This window comes from Actinotignum sp. UMB0459, assembly GCF_051905915.1.
Classification (GTDB): Bacteria; Actinomycetota; Actinomycetes; order Actinomycetales; family Actinomycetaceae; genus Actinotignum; species Actinotignum sanguinis.
Genome location: NZ_JBQAIK010000008.1, coordinates 1 through 15,053, shown reverse-complemented (window position 1 = coordinate 15,053; position 15,053 = coordinate 1). Strand labels below are relative to the sequence as shown.

At 63.8% G+C, this 15,053-nt stretch carries 5 protein-coding genes; 3 read left to right on the top strand and 2 right to left on the bottom strand.

The features are described from left to right. Positions 1-100: 100 nt before the first annotated feature. Both ACTFPK_RS01770 and ACTFPK_RS01765 read left to right on the top strand, forming a co-directional pair. Positions 101-9,154, top strand: a complete 9,054-nt coding sequence (locus tag ACTFPK_RS01770; protein WP_439910960.1) for a fatty acid synthase subunit beta domain-containing protein — start codon at positions 101-103, stop codon at positions 9,152-9,154. A gap of 200 nt (positions 9,155-9,354) precedes the next feature. Then, a complete protein-coding gene (locus ACTFPK_RS01765) occupies positions 9,355-10,458 on the top strand; it encodes a DNA glycosylase AlkZ-like family protein (RefSeq protein WP_439910959.1) in 1,104 nt (367 codons plus the stop codon). A gap of 238 nt (positions 10,459-10,696) precedes the next feature. Here ACTFPK_RS01765 and ACTFPK_RS01760 read toward each other — a convergent pair whose 3' ends face one another. Continuing rightward, complete coding sequence (locus ACTFPK_RS01760) at positions 10,697-12,346, bottom strand: hypothetical protein (RefSeq protein ID WP_439910958.1); 1,650 nt, start codon at positions 12,344-12,346, stop codon at positions 10,697-10,699. A gap of 234 nt (positions 12,347-12,580) precedes the next feature. Between ACTFPK_RS01760 and ACTFPK_RS01755 the strand changes: the two genes are divergently transcribed. Next, positions 12,581-13,528, top strand: coding sequence for a hypothetical protein (locus ACTFPK_RS01755; RefSeq protein ID WP_439910957.1), 948 nt, complete (start codon positions 12,581-12,583; stop codon positions 13,526-13,528). A gap of 91 nt (positions 13,529-13,619) precedes the next feature. On the opposite strand, the gene ACTFPK_RS01750 is transcribed toward ACTFPK_RS01755, so the two are convergent. After that, on the bottom strand, positions 13,620-15,053 hold a 1,434-nt coding region (locus tag ACTFPK_RS01750; protein ID WP_439910956.1), incomplete at its 5' end, for a purine-cytosine permease family protein.

Below are 15,053 nucleotides of genomic sequence, written 5' to 3'. Positions count from 1 at the left end.
CGTAAGTACTTCATCCGGAGAGCCCCACCGCCACCTGTGACCTTCCATTTTTCTCAAGAATTGCCTCGCGGGATCTCCCGCACCTAGCAGAAAGAACACTATGACCAGCGTGTATGAATCTCTGACGGCCACCCCGCCCGCCAGCCCCTGGATCCTCCAATTCGCCGGCCAGGGAACCCCCTGGCGCACCGAATTAGATGAGCTGCTCACCTCCGCGCAGCTGCGCGCCGACCTGAGCGCGGTGGATGCGGCGGCCGAAGAAATCCTCGCCCCGGTGCTCCCCGAACTCACCGTGATTTCGGCCGGACGCCTCGACCTGCTCGGCTTGCGCGGCCCGGCCAGCGCCGGGCGGGCCCCCCACACCTCGGTTCCCGGCATCCTCCTCAGCCAGTACGGGGCCTACCGCGATCTAGCGGTGCGCCCCACCGCCACCATCGGGCATTCCCAGGGCGTGCTAGCCGCGGCCATGGTGGAATCCAGCGAGCCGGCCAGTATTTTCGCCCTCGCCCGCCTCATCGGGGCGGCTGCTTCCAAGATCAGCGGGGAACTCGGAATTACCGCCAGCAAGGAGGCCAGCCCCATGCTTTCGGTGCGGGGTGTGGGTGCCCCGCTGCTGCGCCGGCTGGCCGCCAAGGTCCCGGATGCGGATGTTGCCATTATTAACTCCCGGGAAGCCTGCGTGGTATCCGGGCGCCCGGCGGCGCTCACTGCGCTGGTGGCGCTCATCGAACGCGAAGCTGAACGGGAAGCGCGCGCTCGCGCCGATAAGCTCACCGGTGGGGAAGCCCTCCACCCGGTCTGCGAATTCCTCAACGTGGGAGCGCCGTTCCATTCGCCGCTCCTCGAGCCGGCCGTGGCCCTGGTGGATTCCTGGGCGGCCCGCTGTTCCCTGAGCGTGGAACGCAGCGATGAACTCGCTCGCGCGGTGCTGACCGCCAGCCTGGACTGGACCGCGGAATTCGCCGCCACCCTGGAAGAAGCGGGCGGAAAGGGCACCCCGGTGGGCTTCGTGGTGGACTTGGGCCCGGGCCCGAACCTCAAGACCATCGCCCTGGAAAACCTGGCCGGTACCGGAGTGAGCTACGTGGATGCCTCCACCGCCGCGGCCCGCGATGACCTGGTGACCGGAGTGGCGCGGGTGACCCGCACCCGCGATTGGTCCGACTACGCCCCCCAGCTGCGTCAGATCAAGGGGCATACCTACCTGGATACCGCTTTCTCGCGGCTGACCGGGCGCAGCCCGATTATGCTGGGCGGGATGACCCCGACCACCGTGGACGGGGAAATCGTGGCGGCTGCCGCCAACGCCGGGTACTGGACCGAGCTCGCCGGGGGCGGGCAGGTCTCCGAAGAAGTCCTGGCTGAGAACCTCTCCACCCTGCGGGAGCACCTGGAACCGGGCCGGGTGGCTCAGTTCAACACCATGTTCTTGGACCGCTACCTGTGGGATCTCCAGTTCGGATCGCGCCGGCTGGTCTCCCGCCAGCGCGCCGCCGGGGCACCTCTGGATGGCGTGGTTATCAGCGCCGGTATTCCCGAGAAGGAGGAAGCCCTCGACCTCATCGCGCGGCTGCGCGCCGAAGGTTTCCCCTATATTGCTTTCAAGCCGGGTACCGTGGCTCAAATTCGTCAGCTCGTGGAGATCGCCAAGGCGTGCCCGGGTGCCCCGCTCATCGCGCAGGTGGAAGACGGCCACGCCGGCGGGCACCACTCCTGGGAGAACCTGGAAGATCTACTTATCGCAACGTACGGCCAGATGCGTGAGGCCGGGCTCATTATTACCGTGGGCGGCGGGCTGGGCATTCCCGAGCGCGCGTCGTCGTTCCTCACCGGAACGTGGGCACAGGCCTACGGTATGCGGCCCATGCCCGTGGACGGCGTATTCATCGGGACCGCGGCCATGGCCGCGAAAGAAGCGAAAACGAATCCTGATGTGAAGCAGCTGCTCGTCGATACACCCGGCGTGAGCCCGGACGATAACGGCGGTTGGGTGGCGGCCGGCTCCACCCGCGGTGGTATTTGCTCCACCCAGTCCTCCCTGCACGCCGATATTTACAATGTGGAAAACGCGGCTGCCCGCGCCGCCCGCCTCCTCGTGGAAGTGGACGGGGACGCCGAGGCGATTGCCGCGCGCCGCGATGAGATCATCACCGCGATCAACGCCACCGCGAAGCCGTACTTCGGGGATATCGCGCATATGACCTACGCCCAGGTGCTGCGCCGCTACGTGGACCTGACCGTGCCGTGGGCCGACGACCCCACCCAAACCCGTTTCTGGGAAATGCTGCAGCGTTTCGAAGCGCGCCTGTGCACGGCCGAAAGCGGCGACGTTCCCACGCTCTTCCCCACTCAGGAAGATGCCGCCGCCGATCCGCAGGCCGCACTCGAGCGGTTCCTCGCCGCCTACCCGAGCGCCGAAGAACACACCGTTCTGGCGCAGGATGAAGCGTGGTTCGTGGCCCTGGCCTCCAAGTACCCCAAGCCGGTACCCTTCGTGCCGGTTATCAACGAGCAGGTACTGCGGTTCTGGGGTTCGGATTCCCTGTGGCAATCCCATAACCCGCGCTACACCGCGGACCAGGTACGCATTATTCCCGGCCCCACCTCGGTGGCAGCCATCACCAAGGTGGATGAGCCGATCGCCGAGATTCTGGGCCGCTACGAAGAAGACGCGGTTTCCCGGGTAGCCGCTGCCGGAGCGCAGGCCGAACCGGCCTTCTCCCGCGCGGCACGCGATCGCGAAACGTTCCTGCGCGAAACCCCCTTCATTGTGTGGCACGGTCACCTGGCCACCAACCCGGCCCACCTCATTCCGGAAGCGGAAATCCGCGATACCCCGGAGGGCCTGGAAATCTTCGTGCCCCTCGATACGCTCTGGGACGGCACCCAGGCCCATCAGCACGTGGTGCGGCATATGCGCATCCCGCTGCTGCTGCCCGAATCGGTAGCCACCGGCGGGCTGCCCGTGGTGGACGACGCGCGCCTGGAAGATGCCATGCGCGAGGTCCTCGCCGCGATGTCCGGGGTGGGCACCACAACGCTGGGGGGCACCCCCATCACCAAGCAACCCGAGATGATCGACGGCGTGGCCACCCTCACTTTCGCGGTCTCCCCGGAAATCAACACCCTGCACGCGGGGATCACCGCGCCGGCCGGGCGCACCCCGGCGGCCGTGCCCTCCGCGCTGCTCGGCTCGTGCTGGCCCACCATCTATTCCGCGATGGGCTCGGGCGAAGCCGATGGCTACCCGATTATTGAAGGACTGCTCTCCGGCGTGCACCTCGATCACCTCGAAAAGGTGAATGTGCCGGTGGAGGAGATCCTGGAAGCCGGGCAGCTCACCGCGCGCTCCTGGGTGGCCTCCGTGGCTGAATCCTCGGCCGGCCGAGTGCTGACCATCCGCACGAATGTTTCGCGCGAAGATGGCACCGTGGTGCTGGAATTCCAGGAGCGTTTCGCGATGCGCGGGCGTGCTACCACCACCGAACTGCCCTCTGAGCCGGCGGCGCGCGGGGGAGTGGATGCCGATATTATCGACACCCCGCGCTCGGTGCTGCGCAAGGTTACCGTGCAGGCCCCCACCGATATGACGGCTTTCGCCATTGTTTCCGGTGACTTCAACCCGATTCACGTGTCCCGCAACGCCGCGCTGGTGGCGGGAATGGAAGCCCCGCTGGTGCACGGCATGTGGCTGTGCGCCGCCGCCCAGCACGCGGTGGCCGATCCGGTTGCCGGGCGCGCCGCCATGCATATCACCGGGTGGACCTACCGCATGTTCGGCATGGTTAACCTCGGTGACGCGGTGGATATCACCGTGGAGCGCGTGGGCCGGGTGCGCGGGGGCGGGCTTGCCCTCGATGTGACCGCCCGCTGCGGGGATACCGTGGTTTCCCAGGCATCGTGCACCGTGAGCGCCCCGCGTACCGCCTATGTTTACCCGGGCCAGGGGATCCAGGCCCGCGGCATGACCCTCGATGATCGGGCAGCCTCCGCTGCCGTACGCGAGGTGTGGGAACGCGCCGACCGGCATACCCGCTCCGCCCTTGGTTTCTCCATCCTCGCCGTGGTGCGCGATAACCCGGTGGAGCTGCGGGTACGTGATGAGATCTTCCGCCACCCGGAAGGCGTCCTCAACCTCACCCAATTCACCCAGGTGGCGCTCGCGACCGTGGCCTTCGCCCAGACCTCGCGCCTGCGTGAACAAGGTTCACTGGTAAGCGGCGCTTACTTCGCCGGGCATTCCTTGGGCGAATACAATGCGCTGTCCGCCTACTCGCAGGTCTTCAGCCTCGAGGACGTGCTGGAAATCGTGTACCGGCGCGGTACCACGATGCATCATCTTGTGGAACGCGATGAGCAGGGCCGTTCGAATTACCGTATGGGTGCCTTGCGTCCCAACCAATTTGGGGTGGGCGACGACGCCGTGCGCGACTACGTCGCGCAGGTGGCTGCCGCTTCCGGGGAATTCCTCGAGATTGTCAATTACAACCTGGCCGGCGCCCAGTACGCGGTGGCCGGAACCGTAGCGGGCCTGGAAGCCCTGGAAAAGGACGCCAATGAGCGCGCCCGGCAGGCCGGGGGCAAGCGCCCCTTCATGCTGGTTCCCGGTATTGATGTGCCTTTCCACTCCAGCGTGCTGCGCACCGGGGTGGCCGAATTTGGGGATACCCTGCGCGCCATCGTTCCCGCCGATATCAAGCTTGAGATCCTCGAAGGGCGCTACCTGCCGAATCTGGTAGCTCGCCCCTTCGAACTCACGGAAGAGTTCTGCGATGCCATTCTTGAGGTTGTGCCCTCCCGGGTGGTGCGTGAGATTCGCGCCGACCTGCCCGCGCGCCTGGAGCGCGACCGGGTAGGCACCGCCCGCGAGCTACTTATCGAGCTGCTGGCCTGGCAGTTCGCCTCCCCGGTGCGCTGGATTGAAACCCAGGATTACCTCATTGAGGCCGGGGTGGAAGATATCGTGGAAATCGGCCTGGCCGCTTCGCCCACGCTGGCGAATATGGCCACCCGCACCCTGGCGCTGCCCAAGCACGCCCAACGCCACGTGAGCGTGTACAACGTCCAGCGTGACGCCAAGCGGGTTTTGCATGAGGATGTGGCCAGTGCCCCGGTTGCGGAGGACGCACTCGAGGAAAGCACCGCGGCCGCGGCCCCGAGCGCCGCCAACGGTGCCGGTGCGAGCGGCGGCGATATCGCTGCTGCGGCACCCGAAGCTGCGCCTGCTACTCCGGAGGCCCCGGCCCCCGCGGCTGCTCCGGCAGCTGCGGCCGCTCCCGCCCCGGAAAGCGCTCCGGCGGGCGATGGCCAGCCGGCAGCGGATCTGCCCTTCCGGGCCGGTGACGCCCTGCGCGTTTTGCTGGCCTGGTCCACCAAGATCCGTGTGGATCAGATGGGTGATGCCGATTCGGTCGAAACCCTCACCAACGGGGTTTCCTCGAAGCGTAACCAGATCCTTATGGATATGACCGCTGAATTTGACCTGGCCTCCATGGACGGCGCCGCGGAGGCACCGCTCGCCACCCTGGTTTCCCAGGTGGATCAGGCCGCCCACTCCTACAAGCCTTTCGGGAGCGTGCTGCGCGAAGCTATCGCTGACCGGCTGCGTTCCCTCACCGGTGCGGCCGGCGCCAAGCCGGCCCGGGTGGCCCAGCGGGTGCAGGACACCTGGCAGCTCGGTGAAGGCTGGGTGGCGCACGTGACCGCCACGATTCTCCTGGGTACCCGGGAAGGTAAGTCGGTACGCGGCGATGAATTGGCGACCCTCCCGCTCGCCCCCACCTCGGCTGCGCAGCTCGATGACCTCATCGACGCGGCGGTACGGGCGGTGGGTGCAGCCCACGGGGTCAGCGTTGCGCTTCCGAGTACCGGGAGCGGGGCGGGCGGCGTCGTCGACTCCGCGGCCCTGGACGCTTATGCCGAGCGTATGGACGCGATTTTGGCCGGGACCGCCCGCGATCTGCTCGCGCGCCTCGGGCACGATGAGCGCCCGGACACGCAGGCGAGCGCCGATGATCTGGCTCTGCGCGAAGCCATGAGCGCGGAACTGGGCAGCGGTTGGGAAGACTTCGTGACCCCGCGTTTCGATCCGGCCCAGGCCGTGCGCCTGTGCGACCGCTGGGCGACCGCCCGCGAGGACGTTGCCAAGATCGCCTTCGGGCGTGAGGTAAGCGCCAATTTCACCGGCGTTGGGGAAGAAGTGGCCCGCCAGGCCGAATGGCAGGCGGCTCGCAATCCCCATCTGGCGGCGCGTTTCGCCAAGATTGCCCGTGAGGCGCGCGATACCACCCCCGGCATTTACGCCGGGAAGATCGCGGTTGTCACCGGTATGGCAGAAAACTCCATCGCCGGTGCGGTGGTGGCCGGGCTGCTGGCCGGCGGGGCAACCGTCGTCGCCACCTCCTCGCGTATCTCCACCGCGCGTCTGAACTTCGCCAAGAAGCTCTACCGCGAGAACGCCATCAACGGTGCCGAGCTGTGGCTTATTCCCGCCAACCTCGCCTCCTTCCGCGACGTCGACGCGATCACCGCGTGGATCGGTGCCGAACAGCGCGAAACCGTGGGTGCCACCTCGAAGCTCATCAAGCCGGCTCTTATTCCGGATCTGCTCGTGCCCTTCGCGGCGCCGCGGGTGAGCGGCTACCTCAGCGATGCCGGCCCCGAAGCGGAAAACCAGGCCCGAGTGCTGCTGTGGAGCGTGGAGCGCCTCATCGGCACCCTCGCGAGCCTCGGAACCGATGCCGCTATCGATCACCGTATGCACGTGATCCTGCCGGGCTCCCCGAATCGGGGATCCTTCGGTGGTGACGGCGCCTATGGCGAGGTCAAGGCCGCGTTGGATGCCGTGGTCAATAAGTGGCGCGTGGAGCCCTGGGGGCAGCGCACCACCATCGCGCACGCGAAGATCGGGTGGGTGCGCGGCACCGGCCTCATGGGCGGGAACGATCCGCTGGTGGAAGCCGTGGAAGCCAAGGGTGTGCATACCTGGTCCACGGCGGAGGCCGGGCGCGAATTGCTCACTCTCTTCACCCCCGAATCTGTGGCGGCCGCCCGTACCGCCCCGGTTATTCACGATATGACCGGTGGGCTGGGCGATATTAACCTGCCCGAACTGGCCGCGAGCATCACGCCGGCCGCCCCCGCGCCGGCAGCGGAGGCCGCGCCGAGCGTGCGGGCCCTGCCCAGCCCGGTGAGCATCCACCAGCCGACCATGGACCTGGGTGCTTTCGGGAAGGGCACCGCGAAGCCTGAGGATCTCGTGGTTATCGTGGGCTTGGGCGAAACCGGCCCCTGGGGTAGCTCGCGTACCCGGTGGGAAGCCGAACTCGGGATTCAAAGCGACGGCGATGTGGACCTCACCCCGGCCGGGGTGCTTGAGCTGGCCTGGATGATGGGCCTGCTCACCTGGTTCGATACCCCCAAGCCGGGCTGGTACACCCCCGAGGGGGAACTGGTTCCCGAAGAGGATATTTTCGAGCGCTACCGCGATGAAGTTGTGGCACGTTCCGGAATCCGCGCCTTTGTGGATGACGGGCCGCTGGCCGATATCGGGACCACCGATATCGCCCCGGTCTACCTGGAGAAGGACGTGACCTTCACGGTGGGCAGCGAAGCGGAAGCCCGCGCCCACGCCGAAGCCGATCCGAGCTTCACCAGCTTCTTCGAGGAAGACGGCGAATGGCGGGTGACCCGCAAGGCCGGGGCACTGACCTATATGCCGCGCCGTACCACCCTCACCCGCCGCGTGGGCGGGCAGTTCCCCACCGATTTCGATCCGGCCAAGTGGGGGATCCCGGCATCGCTGGTGGAGAGTGCGGACCGGATGGCTATCTACAACCTCATGACGGCGGTGGATGCCTTCCTCTCGGCCGGGTTCTCCCCGGCAGAACTGCTCGAATACGTCCATCCGGTGGATGTTTCCTCCACGCAGGGCACTGGCTTTGGCGGAATGACCTCCATGCGCCGCCTGTACGTGGATCGCTTCCTGGGCAAGGATTACCCGCAGGATATCCTCCAGGAAACCCTGCCGAACGTGATCGCCGCGCACACCATGCAGGCCTACGTGGGCGGGTACGGTTCCATGATTCACCCCATCGGCGCTTGCGCGACCGCCGCGGTGTCCGTGGAAGAAGGCGTGGATAAGATCGCCACCGGCAAGGCCCAGTTCGTGGTCTCCGGTGCGATTGATGACGTGCAGGTGGAGTCCCTCATCGGTTTCGGTGATATGAATGCGACGGCGGATTCTGCCGCCATGGCGAAGAAGGGCATCAACCCGCGCTTCTTCTCCCGCGCCGGCGATCTGCGCCGCGGTGGCTTCGTGGAAGCTTGCGGTGGCGGCACGGTGCTGCTGGCTCGCGGAGACGTGGCCGCCCAGATGGGGCTGCCCGTCTACGGAGTGGTGGCCTACATCCGCTCCTTCGCGGACGGTATCCAAACCTCGATTCCCGCACCTGGCCTGGGAGCATTGGCCGCGGGCATGGGCGGAGAAAACTCCGTACTGGCCACGAACCTGCGCGAGCTCGGCGTGAGTGTGGACGACGTCGCCGTGCTTTCCAAGCACGATACCTCCACCAATGCGAATGATCCGAACGAAGCGGAACTCCATGACCGCCTCTTCACGGCGCTCGGGCGCAGCGAAGGCAACCCGCTCTACGTGGTTTCCCAGAAGACCCTGACCGGGCATTCCAAGGGCGGGGCGGCGCTCTTCCAGATGGCTGGCATCACCCAGATGTTCGCCACCGGGAAGATCCCCGGTAATAAGGCCCTGGACTGCTCCGATCCGGCCTTTGAGGAACGTAGTTACCTAGTGTGGCCGCGTGAAGTCCTCGAGGTGGGAGATATTAAGGCGGCCGTGCTGACCTCGCTCGGCTTCGGACATGTCTCCGCGCTTATGATGCTCGTGCATCCGGCGGCGTTCGAGGCTGCTATCGCGCGCACCAACGGCGCGAAGGCAGCCCAGCTGTGGCGGGAGAGCGCTGATATGCGCCTGCTGGACGGCGCGCGCCACCTGGTTGCCGGAATGGTCGGTCACGCGCCGCTCTACACCGAAACTTCGGTGGACGAGCGCTTCGCCGGGGATCGCCACGAAGGCGAAGCTGCGCTGCTCCTCGATCCGCGCTACCGCCTGGTGAACGGAAAGTACCAGCTGCGCTAAAGCAGAGCTAAAGCAGAGCTAAAGCAGAGCTAAAGCAGAGCTAAAGCAGAGCTAAAGCAGAGCTAAAGCAGGGCGGATCCATCCCATAAGAGCGGGGCGGGGTAGTTCATCACGAACCACCCCGCCCCGTTCTGTGTGTGCGTTGCTTGTGTCTCTGTGGGCGCTTGTTTCTTGGTGGCAGTGGATGTTTCAATACCGTGATGGTGAATCCTGATAGTGAGCCGCGGTATCGCATCGATATTGCAACAGCGCGGAAAATTGCGGTGACGGCGCAGATGCTCGCCCCGGAAGCTCGCAGCGCCGAGCCTTCTATTGCCGATGTTTTCCAGCGCCTCGGCTGCGTCCAGATTGATTCGCTACAGGCCGTACGCAGATCTCAAGAATTGGTTCTGCTGGCCCGCGGGGTCGATAAACAGAGCTTACCGCTGCTGCACGAGAGTTCGACTGGCCTCTTCGAAACTTGGGGCCACGCGCATTCGCTTATGCCCAGGTTAATATGGCCCTTGCTCCATTGGCGTCGTCGCCTCATTAAACAACACGGGTTATCCGGTCCCCAGGTCGATGACGATGTGGCGCGGGCCGTGCTGGAACGCATACGCGAGAACGGCCCGATGGTGCACTCGCAGCTCGGGCGCGCGGTGGGGCAGGGCTGGGAGCGCAGCAGCCCGGTTAAAACTGCCTGTGAATGGTTGCTGAGCATTGGTGAACTCGCGGTGATCAGCCGAGACGAAAAGTGGCAAAGAATTTACTGCACGCCCGAGCAAGCGGGTTTGCCGGACGTGGAGCTTCTCGATGCGGATACAAGCCTGAATAAAACCGTTGCGCTAGCCCTGAGGGCACTCGGGATTGCGCGCCTTGACGATGTGGTGGATTATTTCAGGTTCCCGAAAAGCGCGAATATCCGCGAGCATTGTTTTGCGGACGGATATGTAGCGGTTGAGGTGCGCGGGCTGGCCGGAACGTGGCTTGCTCACGAGGCCCTCATGGAGGAACTACATAACGCCCGTTGGGAAACGGGCAGTATGACGCTGCTATCTCCCTTCGATTCGCTTATCTGGACGCGCTCGCGCCAGCGTGAGCTTTTCGGAAAAGATTATCGACTCGAGGCATATAAGCCCGCGCATAAACGGGAGTTTGGATATTTCGGGATGCCGATTCTGTGTGATGAGCAGATTATCGGGCGTGTCGCGGCTCGGGTAAAAGATGGCCACGTGGGAATAGAAAACCTTGAGGTGGATGAGGGCTTCTCACCCGAAAGTATTCGAAGCGAGATAACGACTCTTCTGGAATCCTGGGTGAGCTGAGGAAATCCTGGGTGAGCTGAGTTCCTATAGTCGAACTGAGGTCCTATAAGTCAAACCGTAGGAGTCACACCAGCATCTGCGGGGGCGCCAGGTGTTTTCAGCGCTGTACTTCGTATGTACGACATTCGCAGTACACCCCGGAAAACACATACCGGGCCCGGTCCGTCGTGCGGCACCGGGCCCGGTTCATGCAGTACTGGACTGGATCCGGGCTAACGACATGCCGTCATAAGCCCCTTTACCAGCCGTAATTATCCTTGGAGAAATCCACCGTGATCGCCCCGTCCTTCACTTCGAAGCGCAGGGTGCGGTTCACCCAGATATTGACCGGGAATTCCGATTCCTTCCAGGGATCTTTCTCGCTGTAGCGCTGCTTGTAATTAATAATCGCCTTGCCCTTGATCTTGGCGGTGCCCACGTATGCGCCATCTTCGTAGCGCAGGCTGGAGGCCTCCACCTCGACCTTGGGTTCTTCCTTCCACGAGCGTCGAATCTCCGTGACAGCCTGGAAAACAGGATCGCTCATATTCAATTCGGGGCAGTCTTTCACCTCGAAGGTATTAGCGGGCATGCACGCCTCATACCGGGCATTCACCTGTTTTTGGATTTCCGCGGCCACCTCCGGAGTGAAGCTCGGTTCAATGGATGCCGAGGAACCCGGGCCACTAACCGGAACGGATACACTCTCCGCCTCCCCGAAGCTCACGAAGGTATCACCGCCCTGGGCACCCACCGTGTAGGTCCCTGGGAAAGCGGGCAGCGAATAGTACTCGCTAGCGCGCTCGCCCTTCGTGGCCGGGTCCATCGTGGCCGAAAGATCGACGTCGACCCCATTAACATTCACCAGCGGCGTGGCGGAACGTAACTCCACTGTTCCCAGCGGTGCATCGGTCACCTGCCATTCGGAGAAGAACAGGAATTTCTTGCCGCGCTCGCTGAGGGTGAGATCAACGGGATATTTCTTCATATCGATGGTGAATTCCGCGCTCACGTGCACGGTATTTTTCCCGCCCGGCTGCGATTGCTTAAAGGCGGAGATAACCTCAAAATCCGTGGGCCGGTTCGTGGCCTTGCTGTAGATTTCGTCGCTGAGGAATAGGCGCTCCCCGGAACGCACATTCGGGTCGTACACCTCGAGCGCTGCACTGGCTTTCCCTTCCACAATCGCGGAGAGGTATGCCTCGGCAGTTTTCTCCGGCGCGAATTTACTGGCCGTTACCTTAAAACCAATAACTCCCGCCACGACGAGCACCAGCAAAACCGCCAGGCTGATCCACAATTTCTTATGTGATTTCTTTTCCCGCGGGAGCGCTGGGGCCGGGGCAGCGGCGTACATTCCGCCCGGCATTCCGGGGCCGGCGGCCGGGCTCGGCGCGGTGCCGTACCCGCCCGGAGGTGCGTAGCCCTGCGGCGGGGCGCCGTAACCGGGCTGCGGCGCATAGCCGGGAGCGGGCGGGTACCCCGGGACCGGTACCGCATCCGGAGCTGGTACCGCATCCGTGCCGGTCCCGGCACTGGTCGCACTCGGAATCTCCTCGAGCATGCGCGGAAGTGCGATATGGGTGGGCGCACCCGCATCAGCCTCGGTGGTGATCCACGCCTCAGGCTCGCCGGGGGACAGGGGCGACGGCGCCGCTGGCGCGGGCGAATCTGCAGCGGGGGTCTCAGCAGGGAATGCGGCCTCCGGATCGGGCTGCGGGGGAGGCACCGGAACCGCGAGCGGATACGCCGGGGTAGCTTCCGGCTGCGCTGCCGGCACCTCCTCGACGTGCGGAATAGTCCGGGTCAGCTCCGCGTCCTCGGGCGTCGGCGCGGAAGGCGGCGGAGGCGGAGGCGGGGGTGGCGGCACCGGCGTGGACGGTGGGAACTGGTCAGGTCCGTTAGTCATAGAAAGTCCTTCCTCACAGATGGAGTACGGTGACGTGGAAGGTGGAACTCGCGTGATGAGCCCCGCCGTCGTACCTGTAGAGTTTTTCATAAACTCCACGTATCCAGGGTAGCTGGGATACAGTTGCTACAGGAGAAAACTCCGTATGTTAACCATAGAAACTATTAGTAGCTACACGGGTTTTCGTCCGCGTTGTCACGGCACGAAAATTCTATGGGAGAAAGTAGAACGGCTATGATGTACGATCCGCGCACGATGACCCTTGAGAACTTGGCGGACCCGCAGATTACCGCGCGGGATCTTGCCGATATCGCGGCCCAGCGCCCCGACCTCTGGGAGGCTATCGCGGTCCACCCGCAGTGCTACCCGGCACTGGTGTCCTGGATTCGCGAGCGCCAAGCCGAAGCCTCGGGGCAGCAAGTTCCGCAGTGTGCGCAGGCTCAGCAACCGGCAGCGCAGCCGGAAGAGCAGTCCGCACCTCAGTTCCAGCAGCCCGCCACGCATGCCTCGCAGCCCCTCACCACCGAACAGTGGCAAGCTCGTTTCCAGCTGGATAACGGGCGTGAACCCACGTTACGGGAATACCAGGAGGCCGTGGCCCAGGGTACCGTGGCCGGGCCGGGTGTTCCCGATAATTCCGTGGGGGATATGAAAGAGGGCCTCAAGCAATTCGCCACCGGCGCCAAAGAATTTGTTAGTAACCGGGTGGCGCCGGCTGTCGCCCAGCAGGCCGGTGCGATGCGCCAGGGCTTCGCGAACGCTTCCGCAACAGGCGGCATTAACTGGCGCACGATTGTGCCGGCCGTGCTCATTGGTGCTCAGGTGCTTGCTATGCTCAGCGTTTTCCTGCCCTTTGCCTCTGCCTTCGGTTTTTCCGCCAGCATGATGAAGGGGGATGCCGAGTCGGCGTGGATGGTCATTCTCTGCTACCTCATTGCGGCGGTATTCGCCACGCTTGCTCTTGTCATTAAGAAGAAGTGGACCATGGCCACCGCCGGCGGGGTGGGTTTGCTTTTCGGAATTCTGCTCTTCATCGGGAGCATGAACGCGCTTTCGAAGCTTTCTGAATTCTCTGAGGTTGCCAGCGTGGGTATTGGTTTTATTCTCTTTATCCTCGCCACCATCGTTGATATTGCCTTCTCCATCTGGGCTATCGTACTGGTGGTCAAAAAGCAGCAATAATGGGGAGATCTTGCGGATAGCAAGAAAAAGTAAAATTATAAAAGTGGGGCGGACAGCATTAAAATGTCCGCCCCACTTGCGTATGCGAGCGCTAAATCATCTCAACTTCCTGGCGCCGCACCCGCGCCCCGCACAGGGCGTAGTAGGCCACGAAGCCGATGATGAGGGCCAGGATCACTCCAATATTGCCCGAACCGAGGGGCCCGTCCACCCCGCCGATGAGGGGGAGGAGGTAGCCCTGCCAATCATTGAAGGGGGCATCGGAGAAGCCGTTGACTACCAAACCCCAGCCGATCACACAGCACACCGCCAAGATGGCCAGTGAGGTCACGTTGTACTTGCCGTAGCGGCCGGTGGGGGAGAAGAGTGCGGCGTCGTCGTAATCACGCTTACGCAAAGTAATATCCGCCATCATGATGCCGGTCCACGCGGCAAGCGGTACCCCCAAGGTGACCAGGAAGGACTGGAAGGGGCCGATAAACGTGGGCGAGAAGAAGGTGACGTATACGGTTCCCACGGTGAGAATGACACCGTCGATAAGGGAGGCGAGCGGCCGCGGAATCCGAATCCCCAGGGTCAGGAGCGTGAGCCCCGAAGAATAAATACCGTTAATCGCGCCCGACAGCAGCGAAAGAATTGCGGTGAGGAGGAAGGGGAGGAGGAACCAGGTGGGCAGGATGGTGGCCAGTGCCCCGACCGGGTCAGAGCCGATGGCTTCGGAGAGCACGTCGTCCGAACCGGCCAGCATAAGGCCGAAACTAATGAGCACCACCGGGCCGAGGGAACCGCCCAGGGTATTCCAGAAAATAATGTGGCTTCCGCGCGCCTCCCGGCTCTGGTAGCGCGACCAATCCGCCGCGATATTCACCCAGCCCAGGCCCATGCCGGTGAGTACCATGACGAAAGCTCCGAGCATGGCCGCAACTGAGCCGGAAGAGTGGGAGAAGAGCGCTCCGGCGTCGAGATGCGGGAAAACTAAAATAATATAGATAATGGTGGTGATGCCGGTGATCCACGTGAGAACCGCCTGCATTTTCATAATAATGTGGTAGCCGGCCACCGCGCCCAAAACGATGAGGGTGGCAACAATTGCGGCCGCTACCACTTTGACCGTGGTGGAATCTTCCCCGGCCCACCCCAGCCGCGCAAGCACCGTATTGGTGGCCAGAACTGCGGTAATGGCCAGCGAAGTTTCCCAGCCGATGGAGGTCAGCCAGGAAATAATGCCCGGAATTTTCGCGCCGCTGACCCCGAAAGCTGCCCGGGACATGACCATCGTAGGCACCGAGCCGCGTTTGCCGCCCAGCGCGATGACCCCGCAAATAGCAAAGGAAAGAATCACGGCGATGACCGTGATAACCAGCGCCTGCGGGAAAGAAATACCAAATCCAAGCACCCACGCCCCGTAACTCATCCCAAAAACGGAGATATTCGAGGCGAACCACGGCAGGAAAAGATGCCGGGGTTTCGCGGTGCGCTCACTATCGTCGACTATTTCGATACCGGTTGTCTCTATCGATGCCAT